This window comes from Paenibacillus sp. VMFN-D1, from assembly GCF_003386155.1.
GTDB classification, from domain to species: Bacteria; Bacillota; Bacilli; order Paenibacillales; family Paenibacillaceae; genus Paenibacillus_AQ; species Paenibacillus_AQ favisporus.
The window spans coordinates 107652-124193 of record NZ_QRDU01000008.1; the positions used below are offsets into that span (position 1 = coordinate 107652).

17 protein-coding genes are annotated in these 16542 nt (G+C 54.3%); 15 read left to right on the top strand and 2 right to left on the bottom strand.

The genetic code is table 11. The annotated features are described in order from the left end of the window. Positions 1-579: 579 nt before the first annotated feature. The gene (locus C7820_RS31740) at positions 580-1905 is read left to right on the top strand and encodes an O-antigen ligase family protein (RefSeq protein ID WP_397334242.1); all 1326 of its coding nucleotides are present in this window, start codon (positions 580-582) and stop codon (positions 1903-1905) included. A gap of 185 nt (positions 1906-2090) precedes the next feature. On the opposite strand, the gene C7820_RS31745 is transcribed toward C7820_RS31740, so the two are convergent. After that, positions 2091-2402, bottom strand: coding sequence for a dehydrogenase (locus C7820_RS31745; protein ID WP_116234426.1), 312 nt, complete (start codon positions 2400-2402; stop codon positions 2091-2093). A gap of 148 nt (positions 2403-2550) precedes the next feature. Between C7820_RS31745 and uptA the strand changes: the two genes are divergently transcribed. The 13 genes from uptA (at position 2551) to C7820_RS31810 (ending at position 14573) form a co-directional block, all read left to right on the top strand. Further along, a complete protein-coding gene (gene uptA / locus C7820_RS31750; RefSeq protein ID WP_076176260.1) occupies positions 2551-3165 on the top strand; it encodes an undecaprenyl phosphate transporter UptA in 615 nt (204 codons plus the stop codon). Further along, complete coding sequence (locus C7820_RS31755) at positions 3165-3731, top strand: thioredoxin family protein (protein ID WP_116234427.1); 567 nt, start codon at positions 3165-3167, stop codon at positions 3729-3731. The genes uptA and C7820_RS31755 overlap by 1 nt, the downstream gene beginning before the upstream one ends. Before the next feature lie 9 nt (positions 3732-3740). Beyond that, positions 3741-4367, top strand: a complete 627-nt coding sequence (locus C7820_RS31760; RefSeq protein WP_116234428.1) for an MBL fold metallo-hydrolase — start codon at positions 3741-3743, stop codon at positions 4365-4367. A gap of 280 nt (positions 4368-4647) precedes the next feature. Further along, positions 4648-5031, top strand: coding sequence for an ATPase (locus C7820_RS31765; protein WP_076176040.1), 384 nt, complete (start codon positions 4648-4650; stop codon positions 5029-5031). A 481-nt stretch (positions 5032-5512) separates the two neighbouring features. After that, positions 5513-5800: an Asp-tRNA(Asn)/Glu-tRNA(Gln) amidotransferase subunit GatC gene (gene gatC / locus C7820_RS31770; protein WP_076176038.1), complete on the top strand. Its 288-nt coding sequence runs from the start codon at positions 5513-5515 to the stop codon at positions 5798-5800. A gap of 30 nt (positions 5801-5830) precedes the next feature. Further along, positions 5831-7288: an Asp-tRNA(Asn)/Glu-tRNA(Gln) amidotransferase subunit GatA gene (gatA, locus tag C7820_RS31775; RefSeq protein WP_116234429.1), complete on the top strand. Its 1458-nt coding sequence runs from the start codon at positions 5831-5833 to the stop codon at positions 7286-7288. A 33-nt stretch (positions 7289-7321) separates the two neighbouring features. Beyond that, positions 7322-8761 (top strand): Asp-tRNA(Asn)/Glu-tRNA(Gln) amidotransferase subunit GatB, encoded by a 1440-nt coding sequence (gene gatB / locus C7820_RS31780; RefSeq protein WP_116234430.1) that lies wholly within the window; start codon positions 7322-7324, stop codon positions 8759-8761. Positions 8762-8857: 96 nt separating this feature from the next. Further along, positions 8858-9328 carry a GNAT family N-acetyltransferase gene (locus C7820_RS31785; protein ID WP_116234431.1) on the top strand — a complete coding sequence of 157 codons (471 nt, stop codon included), beginning with the start codon at positions 8858-8860 and terminating at the stop codon, positions 9326-9328. A gap of 30 nt (positions 9329-9358) precedes the next feature. After that, a complete protein-coding gene (locus C7820_RS31790) occupies positions 9359-10072 on the top strand; it encodes an MgtC/SapB family protein (RefSeq protein ID WP_076176028.1) in 714 nt (237 codons plus the stop codon). A gap of 148 nt (positions 10073-10220) precedes the next feature. Then, positions 10221-10856 carry a hypothetical protein gene (locus tag C7820_RS31795; RefSeq protein ID WP_116234432.1) on the top strand — a complete coding sequence of 212 codons (636 nt, stop codon included), beginning with the start codon at positions 10221-10223 and terminating at the stop codon, positions 10854-10856. A gap of 61 nt (positions 10857-10917) precedes the next feature. Further along, positions 10918-12189, top strand: coding sequence for a DUF4097 family beta strand repeat-containing protein (locus C7820_RS31800; RefSeq protein ID WP_116234433.1), 1272 nt, complete (start codon positions 10918-10920; stop codon positions 12187-12189). Between the two features lie 123 nt (positions 12190-12312). After that, positions 12313-12738: a peroxide-responsive transcriptional repressor PerR gene (gene perR / locus C7820_RS31805; RefSeq protein WP_116234434.1), complete on the top strand. Its 426-nt coding sequence runs from the start codon at positions 12313-12315 to the stop codon at positions 12736-12738. A 122-nt stretch (positions 12739-12860) separates the two neighbouring features. After that, positions 12861-14573, top strand: a complete 1713-nt coding sequence (locus tag C7820_RS31810; protein WP_258875654.1) for a glycosyl hydrolase family 18 protein — start codon at positions 12861-12863, stop codon at positions 14571-14573. A gap of 83 nt (positions 14574-14656) precedes the next feature. Here C7820_RS31810 and C7820_RS31815 read toward each other — a convergent pair whose 3' ends face one another. Further along, positions 14657-15049: a DUF2614 family zinc ribbon-containing protein gene (locus tag C7820_RS31815; RefSeq protein WP_076176014.1), complete on the bottom strand. Its 393-nt coding sequence runs from the start codon at positions 15047-15049 to the stop codon at positions 14657-14659. Positions 15050-15171: 122 nt separating this feature from the next. Between C7820_RS31815 and C7820_RS31820 the strand changes: the two genes are divergently transcribed. After that, positions 15172-16050 (top strand): nucleotidyltransferase-like protein, encoded by an 879-nt coding sequence (locus C7820_RS31820; protein WP_116234435.1) that lies wholly within the window; start codon positions 15172-15174, stop codon positions 16048-16050. Positions 16051-16542 lie beyond the last annotated feature (492 nt).

Here is a 16542-nt window from a genome sequence, read left to right on the forward strand (position 1 = left end):
CTCGCCGGGGTGGCTGAAGCGTCACCGCTTGCGGGCTGGGTGCTATGCAGCCCGTTTCTGATGATGCTTCTCTATGCTGTTCACGGGGCGACCGGTTCCGTGTCCGTTCTCGGGGACGGGAATCAGGCGCTGCGCTGGGCACTGTATGGGTCGTTCGTGGTGTTGGCCTGGGTGCAGGGTTCGGACAAAAGGGGAAGGCTTGTGCTTGCGGCGGTATGGCACATGACCGGAGGTCTTCTTGCTATGACCGCGCTGCTGCCGGTGTACGGATGGTTCCCGCTGCCTTATGCGATCGCCTATACGGCGGATCCCGAAGTCAGCGCCACCGGCGCGCGGCTGGCAGGCATGCTGCAGTATCCCAACACGTTCGGCGCCGTGATGGCGCTGTTTCTGCTCGAGCGGCTGTTTGCGCTCGGCCCGCTGCTGCAGCGGCAGCCGGCCGCACCGCCCGGCCGCGTGCTCCTCGGCAGCCTGCCACTGCTGCCGTACGCCGCCGCGCTCCTCCTCAGCGAGTCGCGCGGCGCCTGGCTGGCGGCCGGCGCGGCATGCGCCGCCGGCCTGCTGTTGGAGCGGCGGCGCATGGCCGCGCCGCTCGTGCTCGCCGCCGCGCCTCTAGCCGGCGCGGCGCTGCTGTACCGCCAGCTGGCCGCGGCCAAGCTGGCAGCGGAGCCGTGGCCCGGCCTGCTCACGCTGGCCGGGCTGTGGGCCGGCAGCATGCTCGCCGGCCGCTGGCTCCTGCGCCTGCGCGGCGAAGCCGCAGGCGTGTGGCGCCGCCGCCTGGGCACGGCGGCAGGCGGCGCGCTGCTGGCCGCCGGTGCCGCCGTGGTCTTCGGCACCGTGCGGGAGCGCATCGTGCACAAGTTCGGCACGATGTCCGCCCGCCAGGCGATGGTTCAAGACGCCTGGGCGCTGGTGAAGGAGGCCCCCTGGCTGGGCCAAGGCGGCGATACGTGGCGCTTGTCCTACCGCGCAGTTCAATCGTCTCCCTATGTCGGGAGCCAAATGCACAGCGGGTACGTGGATGTGCTGCTGAACACAGGGCTCATCGGGCTCGTCCTGCTGACCGCCATGCTGGCCGCCGCCGGACTGCTGATCTTCAGGAGGTGCCGCCGCCTGCTGCCTTCCTACATCGCGTTCCTCCTGCACGGCGCAGTCGATATCGATTGGAGCTACGGGATGGTGTGGCTGCTGTTTTTCCTGCTTGCTGCCCAGGCTGCGGCGGAGCCTTTCCCCGTGGGGAAGAAGACCGGCGGCGTTCTAGCTTCACCGCCGGAGCGCATCCGCTGGCACGTCCCCGCGCTGCTGTCCCTCTGGATTGTCATCGCTTTAGGGAGCTCCTGCCTGGCGTACCGCGGCTATATGGGCCACGCCGAGCATATGCAGGCGCTGAGAAGTCGCGACAACCAGGCGGCAGCGGCCCGCCTTGCCTCATCGCTGCGGTGGAATCCGTCGGACTATTCGGCCGCCCTGGATTTGGCCGGGCTTGTCCCGCCGCCTGCAGCCGAGGCCATCCTCCGCCGCAGCCTCGCCTATGCGCCGCATCATCCCGGGCTGCTGTGGGCACTGGCCGACAATGCCGGCCAGCGGGGCGATGCGGGAGCGGCTATTTATTGGACTGGCGCTGCGCTCCGCCAGGATAAATACAATGCAGGGGAGCGGACGCGCAGCTTGGAATGCCTGCTGCAGCTCGCGCGGGCCGAGTATACCGCCGGGCATGAAGCGGAGGCCCGGCGCATCGCCCGCTTTGGCTTCGGGCTGTACCACGATTATGCCCGCGCTGCGGAGGACACCCGGCTCCGGGTCATTCGGAATGACCGGGAGTTTGCCCTAACGTTCGAGGCCAGGGAATGGGGCAGGCAGCTTGCGGCATTGTCCGGTGTGAGGGCTCGATGGACGGTGGAATGACAGTATGCGGGGAGGCGGATGCAAACGGTTCGGCCGCTTCCTGGTTTGTGGTCACTGCTTTCCCTTCTCCTAGTGTCCGTAGGTGTTTTTCCTTGCGGCGCTGAAATGGGGGGACAGCCGTAATGAAGCCCGGCTGCCCCGATGGTGCGCGTTGCCCAATGGCTGTTAGATGGGTGGACCAAGCGTTACCCGCCGTAAGCGTCACGGAACGCGCTGCTGAGCCTGCCGGGATCCAGCTGCCACAGTTCGGCGAGCTCCGGACAGACTTCTTTGTCCCACCAGTCGCACTGCACCTTGCGGTTGCTCCGGTTTTCATGAATCCATAGGAGGTTGCCTACCACCTTGCGGTAGTACATCGCTTCCCCCTGTTTGACCAGATCTGCCGGAATATGCACCTTCATTCGCTTGATCGCCCGGTAGAGCTCGTTGCTGCATTTCCTGCGGATGCCGCGTGCCGTTGGCAGAGCGGCCTTTTTGTTTTGCGGGATCTGGGGCATCTGACTCACTCCTTTATCCACACCATATGCTGCTTTTTTACGTGAAGACACCGGCGGGAGCAGATTGGGCGCCAAGTAGAAGTCATGTCCATCCCTGTGCTAGAATAGCTTTGAAGTAGAAGAGTACATTGGGGAAGTGGGGGCCAGCGTGCATTTTATATCGGATATCATTAATCAGTTATTTGACTGGATTCAAAGTCTGGGCTATTTCGGAATTATGCTGGGTCTGATGATCGAGGTTATTCCCAGCGAGATCGTGCTGGCGTACGGAGGGTTTCTGGTGTCGTCGGGCCATATCAACTATATCGGCGCGGTTGTTTTTGGAACGGTCGGCGGCGTGATCGCGCAGCTGTTCATCTATTGGATCGGCCGCTACGGAGGACGCCCGGTGCTTGAGAAGTACGGGAAATACATTTTCATTCATAAAAAACATATCGATTACGCGGAGGAATGGTTCAACAAATACGGGACAGGCGTCATTTTCACGGCCCGGTTCATCCCGGTGGCAAGACATGCCATTTCCATCCCTGCAGGGATCTCCCGGATGAATCTCGGACGGTTTACGCTGCTGACCACCCTGGCTGTCATTCCTTGGTCCGCATTGTTTGTATATCTTGGTTATCTGCTCGGAGACCAGTGGAAAAATATCGATGAGAAGGCGGCTCCATACATAACGCCGATTCTGCTCATTGCGCTGGCGCTGCTGATCGTGTATTTTCTGATTAAATGGATCAATAACAGAAGGAAGAGAGGCGTTCACTAATGGCTAAAAATGTGGCAGATTATTTGAATCGCGGGATTTCCCCCGAACAGTTCGTGAGCGGCATGCAGAAAAACCAGGAGGCTTTCAAGAACGGTTACGAGCAGTTTGCGTGGAGCGATGAAGGCGACAGGGAGTTTTTTGAAAGCCTGAAGTTCCGCGACGACCTCCGCGTGCTGATCCTGGCTGCCGATTGGTGTGGTGACGTTGTTCGCAACGTTCCGGTCGTATTCCGGGCGCTGGAAGCGGCGGAAATTCCGGTCGAGGTGTTTATTCTGGAAGAGAATTTTGATTTGATGGACCAGTATTTGACGATGGGCGGCCGGAGTGTGCCTGTGGTCATTTTTGCGGATACGGGCGGATACGTCTTGGGCACCTGGGGGCCGCGTCCGGCTCACGTTCAAAAGTTCATGGTCGAATTCAAACAGAACAATCCGGACCGGGAAGCTGCCGACTATCAGGACAACCTGGCGGTTACCCGCAAACAGATCGTCGAAGCTTACGGGGAAGGAACGGACTTTCACGCCTCGATCATCAAAGAGCTGCGTGAACTGATTTCCGGATTTTGATCTGAGGCCATGCTGAACATCCGATCCTTTAGCCTCGGGCCGCTGGAAACTAATTGTTATGTCCTGACCGGTGACGATCCCGGCCGCGCCGTCATCATTGATCCCGGCATGAATCCCGCTCCGCTGATCCGGCACATTGAGGGTCTCGAGATCGAAGCCATTCTGCTGACCCATGCCCATTTCGACCATATGGGCGGCGTCGATGAAGTACGCAAGCTGACCAAGGCGCCGGTATATCTTCATGACCTGGAAAGCGAATGGCTGGTGAACCCGAAGATGAACGGTTCGCAGAACTGGCTGCAGGTAACTCCGCCGCTGACGACCGATCCCGCGGAATACAGCCTGGATGAAGGCCAGCAGCTGCAGCTGATCGGCCGCACGTTTACCGTCTACCATACGCCTGGACATTCGCCCGGAAGCGTCAGCTTCCTCTGCGGAAACGATCTTTTTTCCGGCGACGTCCTGTTCAAGCTTGGTGTTGGACGAACCGATTTGTACGGAGGAAGAGAAAGGGACCTGCTTGACTCCATCCAAAATACGCTGTTCACGTTCCCGGACGACGTGAAGGTGTATCCCGGCCATGGCCCTAAAACCTCGATTGGTTATGAGCGGGCGAACAATCCCTATGTCCGTTAAGGAGAGATTCGATAGGGAGTCAGCATTTCCGACAATTTCTGAGCAAATTTTTCTGGACAACCGGTTACAAGATTGATACAATGTGATTAATTTGATGAACCTTGTTACTTTCGCGAAGCACGCAAGCTGTGGCCCGATCCCGGTTTGCGTTCTTTTATTTTTGGGAGTGTTCATCTCACTTTATTTTTCTCCATATATATTTTTTCTTCAGCTTTACATGTCTATGTTTTTCTAGTAGACTATACAGACAAATGAAAGACATACATCTAGGAGGTAGACGATGCTGCAATTAGGGGAGAAAATTGTAATCGTCGCGGACGCCTTTGAGCAGAACCTTCCTATTGGGGAATACGGTTATCTGATTGCCTATGACCGGAACCCGGATAATGCTTTTGATTACGTAATTCGGGTACCGAAGATTAATCGTAACTTTTTCGTGCCATCGAGTGATGTTGAGCCAGAAGAGTTGCTCATACAGCATGAAGTTGAGATGACCACGCGGGAAGCGCTGATCGATTACGCCCTTGCGACATATAACGAGAAGCTGTTTCATCAGATTATGAACGGCGAGCTTGAGCAGGATGAGAAGGAAGAAGAGACTGCGCCTGAAGTGCTCTCCCAGGCGGAATTTATCAAACAGGTAAATCTCCGCGCCTGGATTTAGAGGAGTCGGCTTATTAGCCGGCTCTTTTTTGCGTTGTAAGATATATAGCTAAGCTGAAGGTTGCCCTCATCATCCATTTCAGCTTCTAACTTCGAAGATACGACATCCTTATCCCGCAAGAAATCTTCCGCTTAGTGCGGTTTGTCTTCTTCGAATGTACGACGATGGACCTTTAAGTGAAAGGTATATCGGCAAGGGCTTAGGCCAAGGAATGATATAAGGCGCCGGCCGGCAACTTATCGGTGCGTTCCATTTTGACCGGGTGCATTGAATCTTCCCCGGTTCTACAATATAATTAGAAACGTTATCCTGAGGCTTTAATCCTTTAAACACCAGCAGTCTGCAAGGGCATATCCATGCGTTTTTGCGGCTATGGAGCCGCGAATTCCGGGCTGCTTCAGGACAAGCTGCTTCGCTGAATCGGATCCGGATGGAATGCCGCAGGGATGCTTAGATAAGAAGGAACAAGGAGGAACCGCTGATGAGTATTACCAATCAAGACGTTCAGCATGTGGCCAAGCTGGCCCGGCTCAATTTCACACCCGAAGAAGAGCAGATGCTGACCGAGCAGCTGAACGCCATTTTACAATATGCCGAGAAATTGAATGAACTCGATACCGACGGTGTGGAGCCGACGACGCATGTGCTGCATCTCAGCAATGTGATGCGCGAGGATGAAGCGAAAGACAGTCTGCCGATCGAGAAAGTTATGGCCAACGCGCCTGAAGAGGAAGACGGACAATTTAAAGTGCCGGCTGTCTTGGATTAGCGGCTAATCATTGAAGGGAGGAGCATTCATTTGAGCCTGTTTAACCATACATTGCAAGAATTACATAACAAGCTGCATGCCAAGGAGCTGTCCGTGCAGGAGCTTGTTGACCAGTCATTTCAGGTCATCGCCGAGCGGGACGAACGCATCGGGGCTTTTTTGACGTTGAATGAGGAGGAGGCGCGGAACACAGCCCGCCGTCTCGACGACAAACTGGCGTCCGGTCAGCCGCGCGGCCTGCTCTTCGGCCTGCCTGCCGGAATTAAGGACAATATCGTGACGGAAGGCTTGCGCACGACTTGTGGCAGCCAGTTCCTGACGAATTTTAACCCGGTCTATGACGCAACCGTGACACGCAAGCTGCGTGAGGCGGATGCCGTTACGCTTGGCAAGCTGAATATGGATGAGTTCGCCATGGGCGGCTCGAACGAAAATTCCAGCTTCCGGCCGGTCCGCAATCCGTGGGACCTGGACCGCGTACCTGGCGGCTCCAGCGGCGGCTCGGCCGCGGCGGTGGCCGCTGGCGAAGCTTACTTTACGCTCGGATCGGACACCGGAGGATCGATCCGCCAGCCCGCGTCTTACTGCGGCGTAGTCGGATTGAAGCCGACTTACGGCCTTGTTTCCCGCTTCGGGCTCGTGGCTTTCGCGTCCTCGCTGGACCAGATCGGCCCGCTGACTAAGAACGTGGAGGACTCCGCTTATGTCCTCCAGGCCATCGCCGGTCATGACCATATGGATTCGACATCAGCAAATGTCGATATTCCCGACTATCTGAGCGCATTGACCGGAGATGTCCGCGGCCTGCGCATCGCGGTGCCGAAGGAGTATATGGGCGAAGGGGTCGACCCGGCCGTGAAAGAGAAAATTCTGGCTGCCTTGAAGGTGCTGGAAGATCTCGGAGCCGTGTGGGAGGAAGTGTCCCTGCCGCATACCGAATACGCGGTGGCTACGTATTATCTTCTCGCCTCCTCGGAGGCGTCTTCCAACCTCGCGCGTTTCGACGGCGTCCGCTACGGCACCCGTGCCGACCATGCGGGCAGTCTGATCGATTTGTACCACGAATCGAGAAGCAAAGGCTTCGGTCCGGAAGTGAAGCGCCGGATTATGCTCGGTACCTACGCGCTGAGTTCGGGTTACTATGACGCCTATTACTTGAAGGCTCAAAAAGCCCGTACACTTATTAAGCAGGACTTTGACAACGTCTTTGAGAACTACGACATTATTATCGGGCCAACCGCACCAACGACCGCGTTCAAGCTGGGGTCCCAGGTGGATGATCCGCTGACGATGTATCTGAACGATATTTTGACCATTCCGGTCAGCCTCGCCGGCGTCCCCGCGATCAGCGTTCCTTGCGGACTGGCGGACGGGCTGCCGGTCGGCCTGCAGATCATCGGCAAAGCCTTTGACGAATCGACGGTGCTGCGCGTCGCCCACGCGTACGAGCAGAACACCGAACATCATAAGCTGCAGCCGAAGCTGTAATCTCAGGCGGGACCAGGAGGGAGCAAGAACAATATGTCATCAACCAAATACGAAACTGTCATTGGACTGGAAGTCCATGTCGAACTGCATACCAAGTCGAAAATTTTCTGCGGCTGCTCCACCGAATTCGGCGCGCCGCCCAACACGCATACGTGCCCGATCTGCCTCGGACATCCCGGCGTACTGCCTGTTCTGAACCGCCAGGCTGTCGACTACGCGATGAAAGCAGCCATGGCGCTGAACTGTACGATCGCCGATGTGAGCAAATTCGACCGTAAAAACTACTTCTATCCCGATTCGCCCAAGGCTTATCAGATTTCCCAGTACGACCAGCCGATCGGGGAGAACGGCTGGATCGACATCGAAGTTAACGGCCGGACCAAACGGATCGGCATTACCCGCCTGCACCTGGAAGAAGATGCGGGCAAGCTGACACACGTCGACGGAGGATTTGCGTCACTGGTCGACTTTAACCGCGTCGGAACGCCGCTTGTCGAAATCGTGTCCGAACCTGATATTTCGTCGCCGGAAGAGGCGAGAGCCTACTTGGAGAAGCTCCGCGCGATCATGCAGTACTGCGAAGTGTCCGACGTGAAGATGGAGGAAGGCTCCATGCGCTGCGACGCGAATATCAGTATCCGTCCTGTGGGGCAAAAGGAATTCGGCACCCGCGCCGAGCTGAAGAACATGAACTCCTTCCGTGGCGTTCAGCGGGGCCTAGAGTACGAGGAGTACCGCCAGGCGGAAATTTTGGACGACGGCGGCAAAGTTGTGCAGGAGACACGCCGCTGGGACGAGGCCGCCGGCAAGACGCTGTCGATGCGCAGCAAGGAAGAAGCGCATGACTACCGCTATTTCCCGGATCCCGACCTCGTCAGACTTCATATCGATGAAGCCTGGAAGGAGCGCATCCGCGCAACGATTCCCGAGCTTCCGGATGCCCGGCAGGCGCGCTATACTTCCGAATACGGTCTCCCGAGCTATGATGCGGGCGTCATCACATCTTCGAAGCCGCTGGCGGACTTTTTCGAGGACAGCCTGAACTATACAAAGGATGCCAAAGCGGTTTCCAACTGGATTATGGGCGACCTCCTCGGATACTTGAACAGTACAGGCCTGGAACTGCCGTCCCTTAAAATTACCGGCCGCGGTCTCGGTGAAATGATCGGATTGATCGAGAAGGGCACGATCAGCAGCAAGATCGCCAAAACGGTATTCAAGGAAATGCTCGAATCCGGCAAGCTGCCACAGCAGATTGTCGAGGAAAAAGGACTTGTGCAGATCAGCGACGAAGGCGCGATCAAAACGATCGTCGAGCAGGTTGTCGCGGCAAATCCGCAATCCGTCGAGGACTTCAAGGCAGGCAAGCAGAAAGCGATCGGCTTCCTGGTTGGCCAGGTCATGAAAGAGAGCAAGGGCAAAGCCAACCCTGCGCTTGTCAACAAGCTGCTGGCCGAAATATTGAGCCAATAAAAGCTTGAGCTTCCCTTGGGGCTTGTCCGTGTGACAAGCCCCTTTGATTTAGCATTCATTTTCATTTTCGCGCATGCGCTCGAGGTGGTTCCGAATATGATAAACAGACTGTTTCTGGATGACGAGGACATGGTCGATCAAATCTGGCGTCTGCAGCATATGGCTTACCGGCTGGAGGCGGAGCGGATCGGGTTCCGCGATATTCCGCCGCTGATGGATACCCATGAAACGATACGCAAGTGTAAAGAGGATTTTTACGGATGCTTAAATGAGGACGGAGAACTTATCGGAGCGGTAGCAACGGAGCAGGAAGCGCCGGATACGATTACGATCAGCCGGATGATGGTTCATCCCGGTCATTTCCGCAAGGGGATTGCGGGCAGCCTGATTCAGCACGTGCTGGATCTTCATCCGGATGTTCCCTTATTCATCGTGTCTACGGGAACCAAAAACACGCCGGCCGTGGCGCTGTACACCAAGTACGGCTTTGTTCCTTTTGACCGTTACGAGGTAGCCCCGGGCGTGGAACTGACGACCTTTCACAGAGCGTCCGAATCGTCACAATAAATACCTCAGCAGAATGGGAGAGGTTGACCCTTGCAGGATCCATGGTATATCGATAATGTGCATATTTTGCTGCGTTTGCTGCTGTCTATGCTGCTCGGCGGATTGGTCGGTCTGGAGCGGGAGCGGTCCAACCACGCGGCTGGACTCCGAACTCATATTTTAGTGTGCATGGGATCGGCGTTAATTATTATGCTGTCTATTTACGGCTTCTCCGAATTCGTTCACGAGGTGAACATCCGGATCGACCCTGCCCGTTTGGCATCGGCCGTCATTACGGGGATCGGATTCCTGGGAGCCGGAACGATTCTGTTTACCGGCAAATCCATTACCGGTTTAACGACGGCGGCTTCCGTATGGGTTGTCGCGGCGGTCGGCTTGTCTGTCGGCGCCGGGTTTTATTTCGCGTCCGTCGCTGCCACGCTGCTTATATTACTGACGCTCGTGGTATTTAATAAGCTGGAGCAGCGTTATATCAAAGGGAGCAAGCTCCACCTTTTCACGTTCCATGCCGTTTCGGTTCCGGGGCTGCTTGAATCGATCTCGGAATTGGTGCAGGCGGAAGGCATCGCCGTGAAAAAATTGATTATCAATGAACGGAGTGCGGCCGCGCCCTTTGAGCTGGAGCCTCCCTCCACCACGCTCGAGATCTCGATGCACGTCCTGATCAAGCATTCCTTTGATCCGCTGCAGCTGGCTTCGCAAATCCGGAAGCTGGAAGGAATTACACTGGTGTCCCTAGACTGACGAAAACGCCGAAAGCTCCCGGGTGACCGGGGGTTTTTGCTTTGACAGGCCGGATAATCCAGATATTGACCTGTTAATTAGGGGACAGAATAGGGTACTATCAGGAAAAAGGACTCGGCCAAACCATTTAAAGAAAGGAGCTGCAAGCATGCATTCTGCCGGACGTCACTCAACAAAGTCAGCGGACGAACCGCAGAAAGGTAAACGCCGGTTACGCATTCATTCCAAGGCGGAGCGGGGAGTCCGCAAGCGCCGGCTGTATTCCCGCAAGCGCAAATTTACCGCAGGGCTTCTTGCAGCGATTTGTCCGGGACTCGGCCATATTTATCTGGGATTGTACCGTAAAGGGGTTTCTCTTATATTCGCACTGATGCTGGATGCGTCGGCGCTGCTCTATTTTTCTTCCATCGGCATCCAGATCAACGTACCGTTGCTTATTTTGCTCGGACTTTTATTTCCTGTCGCTTATTTTTATAGCGTTTATGATGTGCTTCAAGCTGCGGATTATGTGATTTATCATCGGAAAAGGGCTGGGCTTGAGCTGCCGGATGAAGAGGAGACGGAACGGGCGCATCCCTTTGCCTTGGAACGCAGCATCGCTTTCGGCGTATATCTGGTTGCCGGCGGGCTGCTGATGATCGCTTTTTATCAGAAGCCCAAATGGCTTGGCATGTTTATTGAACAGTACGGACAAACCGCAGTTGCGGTCGTTTTGATCGTCCTTGGTTTGTTTTTCGGGCTTCGGGAGACGCTGCTGTTTTTAAACCAAAGACGCGGAAGATGAACCGCTGCGCCATAGCCTGATTTATGGCTGTGCTGCAGCGTGGAAAGAGGTGATCGATAACGTGAACCGAAAGCCCAAATTGCGGGTGGGGCGTTTTACTGCCGTGCTGCTGCTGGTTGTGACCGGTGCACTGCTGTTGACGGATGCGGTTCAAGGGACCGAATACATGCTGCTCCTGCTAAAATGGTGGCCGCTGCTGGCCGTCCTGTGGGGTGCCGAATATATTGTACTGTACTGGTTTATGCGGAAATCGCGAACACCCGGCTGGGGGCGTTTCCGGCTGGATATCCGCGGAGTGCTGGTGGCCGTACTGCTGTCGGCTTCCGTCTTTGTCGTCACCGAACAAGACCACTACCTGCACTTGTGGAATAAGGTCAGTTTGAATTTGACGGCGGCTGGTGTGGACTACAGTGAGGCTAAGGGTAAGCGGTTTGATAAGGACCCGATTTCGATTCCTGTCGCCTTCGAGACCCAAGCGGTGAATATCGACAATATTAACGGCGATATTTTGCTGCAGCGGGGACCTGTGGACGACATTCGGGTGGATACCGAGATGTGGGTGGATCAGATTACGGGGCCGGAAGCGGATGTGATCGGGCAGGAATCCACGGTTGACGTCAGCGACGGAACCACCGTTACGATTCAAACCAAAGGCAAGGCTTACGGGCAATCCGGCAAAAGACAGCCGCGGATGAACCTGACTATTACACTGCCGGAAGACCGCCGCTTTAATTTTTCCATCCGGACGATGAACGGCGGTATTACCTTGAATCATGTAGAGGCCATTGAGCAAATTACGCTGGAAAGTGCAAATGGCGAACTTAAGCTGAATCATATTCTTGGGCAGGTTAAAGGAAAAACGCTGAACGGGGCCGTTCAGGCCGCGAACGTTACCGGTTCGGTTGATCTCACGACCAACCGGGGGAATATGGAGGCGATTGATGTTTCCGATTCTGTTGCGCTGACATCCCAGGTCGGGAATCTGTCGGTCATTCGGGCCCAGGGTAAAATCAATGTAAGTACCAAGAACGGCAACATTTATGTGGATGACATCAAATCGGATTTGACGGCAGAGTCGCTCAACGGCGATATTACCGCAAGATCGAACTCCGTCGGCGGAAACTGGGACATCTACAGCGCTGTCGGGGAGCTTATCCTTGATCTGCCTGGGGATGGCAACTACGCCATTGACGGAACGATCAGCTATGGCGATATTCATAATATGTTCCCCGAGTTTGTCGTGGACAAGAAGAGCATAACCGGCGAGATCGGCACCGGTGACTATACGATCCATGTTGAAGGCAACAGCGAACTGAATGTGAATAAATATTAGAAAAGGATGAACATGGAAGCTTTAACGGCTTCTGTGGGGCGGGGTCCGTTGACAAAGCTCAAAAGATAAACGTACAATAAAGTTATTAACGACTATGTTAAAACATTAAAGGCGGTGGGAATCATGTCTACGCGAGTCCAACATGCACTAGAACAACTGAAGGCAACAGGTGTTCGGATTACGCCCCAACGTCATGCGATTTTGGCCTATTTGATGGAGTCCATGAACCATCCGACGGCGGATGAGATATACCGCGCACTCGAGCCCAAGTTTCCGAGCATGAGCGTCGCGACCGTATATAACAATTTGAAGATGTTTATGGAAGCGGGAATGGTCCATGAGCTGACCTATGGAGATAATTCGAGCCGCTTTGATGCCAACGTGTCGGATCACTTCCACGTGATCTGCGAGAAATGCGGCAAAATCGAAGATTTCATATATCCTTCTCTGAAGGATGTAGAGCATACAGCGGAACAGAGCACTGGATTCAAGGTCAAGGACTTGAGGATGGAGCTTTATGGGATATGCAGTTCTTGCAAAGAACAATGATTTTTGAAACGTGCGGACTCCTGCAAAGGATTCTTCACGTTTTTGTTTTTCAGGCAGAACTTTCTGAACGTCCGGAACATACCGGAAGGCGTGAATTGAATAAAATGACGGAGGATTAGCGAGTGAGCAGAAGAAGACGCAGACGCCGCCCCTCAGCGGGGAGGCGCTTTACGATATTCCTGGGCTTGTGCCTGATCATAGCCGGGGCCTATCTGACGGTGACCGAAATTCTACCGAACCCTTTGCATGAAAAACCGGATTGGCGCGGCATGGACAAGCCTATTTTCGTGGAAGGGAAGCTTCAAGATGAACCAGCCGAAGGAGCCGGTGAACAGCTGATGCTTCCGCTGCCGGTACTGCAGAAGGTGGTGGATCCGACGATACGATATGAATCAGGGACCCAGTCCATCATTTTGACGACGCCGGTGCAGGTCATGCGGCTGCAGACAGGACAGAAAAAGGCGCAGCTGAACAACAAGCCGGTTGAGCTCCGGTTTGCTCCGGAGGAAAAGGACGGCGTGCCGTACATGCCGATTCAGCCGCTTAAGGAACTGTACGGGGTTAACATCCATGAGGATGCCGCTACGGGTGCCGTCATTTTGATGAAAGCCGGGGATACGATACAGATGGGGGCGGCCAATGGCCAGCCTGACGATAAGGTGAAGCTCCGAAAGGGGGATTCCATCCATTCGCCGATTCTGGCTGACATGAAGGGTGGTACCCTTCTGCGGATTTGGGATTCGGAGGGATCCTGGTATTTCGCCCAGATGGATAACGGCTACAGCGGGTATGTCCGCAAGGATGAAGTCTCACTTGGGGACACAAAGACGATCGAAATTCCGCCTATCCCGCCAACCCGGGCGGAGCGCAGCTGGAAAGGCAAACCCGTCAACCTGGCGTGGGAAGCAGTCTACCAGAACAAACCCGATCCGGCCGTATTGGACGGACTGGACGGTGTCAACGTCGTCAGCCCGACCTGGTTCAGCATTATCGACGGCAAGGGCAACGTGCGCAGCAATGCGGATATGGCCTATGTGAATAAAGCCCATGCCCTTAAGATGGAGGTATGGGGGCTGATCAATAACAGCTTCGATGCCGACATAACTACGAGCGCGATGGCCACCTACGAAACGCGGCTGAATACGATCAGCCAGCTGCTGGAACTGGCGCAGATGTATCATTTGGACGGGATCAACATCGATTTTGAAAATGTAAAAACGAAGGACGGCCCGAATATTACGCAGTTTGTACGTGAATTGAAGCCGCTGGCGCAGGATCGAGGTCTGATCTTGTCGGTTGATGTGACGCCGAAATCGAGCAGCGAGCTGTGGTCCAAATTTCTGGACCGCAGTGCACTGAGCGAAGCCGCGGATTTTATTATGCTGATGGCTTACGATGAGCATTGGGCATCAAGTCCGGAAGCTGGCTCGGTTTCTTCCCTGCCATGGGCGGAAGCGGCTGCGAGAAAGATCCTGGATGAGGACGACGTGCCGCCGCAGAAGCTGATACTGGCCGTGCCGCTGTATACGCGGATCTGGTCGGAAGCGAGCAAGAACGGGAAGGTCGAAGTGTCCTCCAAAGCGGTCGGCATGAAGACCGTCAAAGATATTTTGGCCGAAAAGAAACTGAAGCCGAAATACCTGGAAGACGTGAAGCAGCATTATGTGGAGTATAAGGAAGACGGAGTCCTGAAAAAAATATGGATTGAGGACGCAGTGTCCCTGCAAGCGAGAGTGGACTTGGCCAAGTCGCTCAAATTGGGCGGCGTTGCGGCATGGACGCGAAGCTTTGGGACGGAGGATGCCTGGAAAGTGTTAAAAGGGATACAGCAGTAATTACCTTATTGAATCAGCACTTATACGTTATGTAATAAAAAACCGGTACAGCCTGTGATCAGGTCGTACCGGTTTTTTTGTATTTAATGATGATGCGGCGTTGCTTGGGCTCCCTGGCCTTGCTGAGCGGCTTGCAGCTCTTCGGGAGTAATATTCGCCTGGTTGGGATCCAGCGTCAGGATCGTGCGGCAGAACATGCAGCGGTCGGTTTTTCCGAGCATTTTGGTCAATTTGTGACATTCCGGACATTCGAGCTGCAGCGCGCTGGTCGATAGCATGCCAGCCCAGAAATATATTCCGAGACTGCCCATCATGGAAATCAGGCCAATCACAAGACCGATGGCTGCGAACACCTTACCGGCATGTCCCCAAAATACGATACCGGCCGTCCCCAGAACCATCAGACCCATACCCAGCATCGTCAGCAGCAGGCCCCAAAGACGAAAAGCGTTAATTTTCGCTTGATTGAAAATCATGAATCTTTAGCTCCTATCATCAAATTTGTTGTATTTACAAAAAGAAGGAACTGACATGGACATGTAGAAGTATATTATAACTGAATTGGCTCATTTTCGCCAAGGAATGCATGGAGGGAGACGTGAATTTGTCCAATTTGTCCTTTTTTTATGGAGAGTCGGTTTATGTCGATGCCATGGGAACTATTATTTTTCGCCAAGAGGGTCATAAATTTGATGGATCGCTGCTGCATGACTTTGATCTTATTATACTAATCGTTCGCGAACAAGAAGATAAACCGTTAACCGTAGAACATACGATGGCAGGGGAACTGCGATGCCAAGTACTGCATGTCAGCTTGGGCTCGCTTCGGCGTTGGCTGGTGGCCGGTGAGAAGGGAGACCTGGTGAAGTGCTTCATGGAGGGAGAGATCGTTCAGGATCCGTATGCCCGGCTGGCGCAGCTTCGCCAAGATTTCATCGAATTCAGGCAGCCGCTGAGGGACCGGAAGATGCTGTACGAATTTTCCCATTTTCTATGGATGTACGTGGAAGCCAAACGTTATATGCAGGAGGGCTTTTACACGGATGCTTACCACAGTGTGCTGAATTCATTGAAGCATTGGGCCAAGATCGAGCTGATCGAGCAGAAGGTTCTTCCGGAGAAAGCCGTATGGGAGCAGGTGCGCGGACTTAACACAGCTATTCATAAACTGTATGAAGAACTAACCCAGAGTACGGAAACGCTCGCTCAGCGCGTCGAGCTGGTCATGCTTGCCTGTGAGTTTTCAGTCATGTCCAAAATGGCCGAGTGCACGGTGCTGCTGCTGAATATTTTGAGAAGCCGGCCGAAGCCCTGGAGCGTGGAAGAACTGGCTCATCATCCCGAACTCGATATGATCAGCAACAAGCTGCCGCTGGTACTGCGGACGCTGGTCAACAGGTCGCTGGTACGTGAAACGGCGGTCTGGAGCGAAGGGGCGACTTACGGGAATCAGGGGATACGCTATTCCGCCGAGTAACTGTTTAGCAAGGGTATATATGAGGGTACGAAAGAGAGGGGATGATCCCTCTTTTTTTTGTTATCCAAAGGCAAAGAAGTGCTGCGAACAATCGCATGTAGTAGCTGTGTGGCGTTAGGGAAATGAAGATTCACCGTGTATAACCGTTTAATACTTCTCTAAGGGTATAGTTAGGGGAAGATTGGGGAAATTTGAAAAGGCATGCGGATTTTAAAAAGTGGTTGACTCCATTATTGTTTATGTGTTAAATTATATCTCGCCCCATTCAATGACGGTTTCCTTGAAACCTGATAATTCGACAAGATTTTAAAAGAAATCAAAAAAATGCTTGACGAAAAGATGGGCAATATGATATATTATAAAAGTCGCCGCTGAAAAACAGCGAAGACAACAAAACGAAGTTTGATCTTTGAAAACTGAACAACGAGTGAGTATAAACGCGAAGGTCTTATGACCGGAGCGATTGAGATTAAATCAATCTCGTCAGATTCA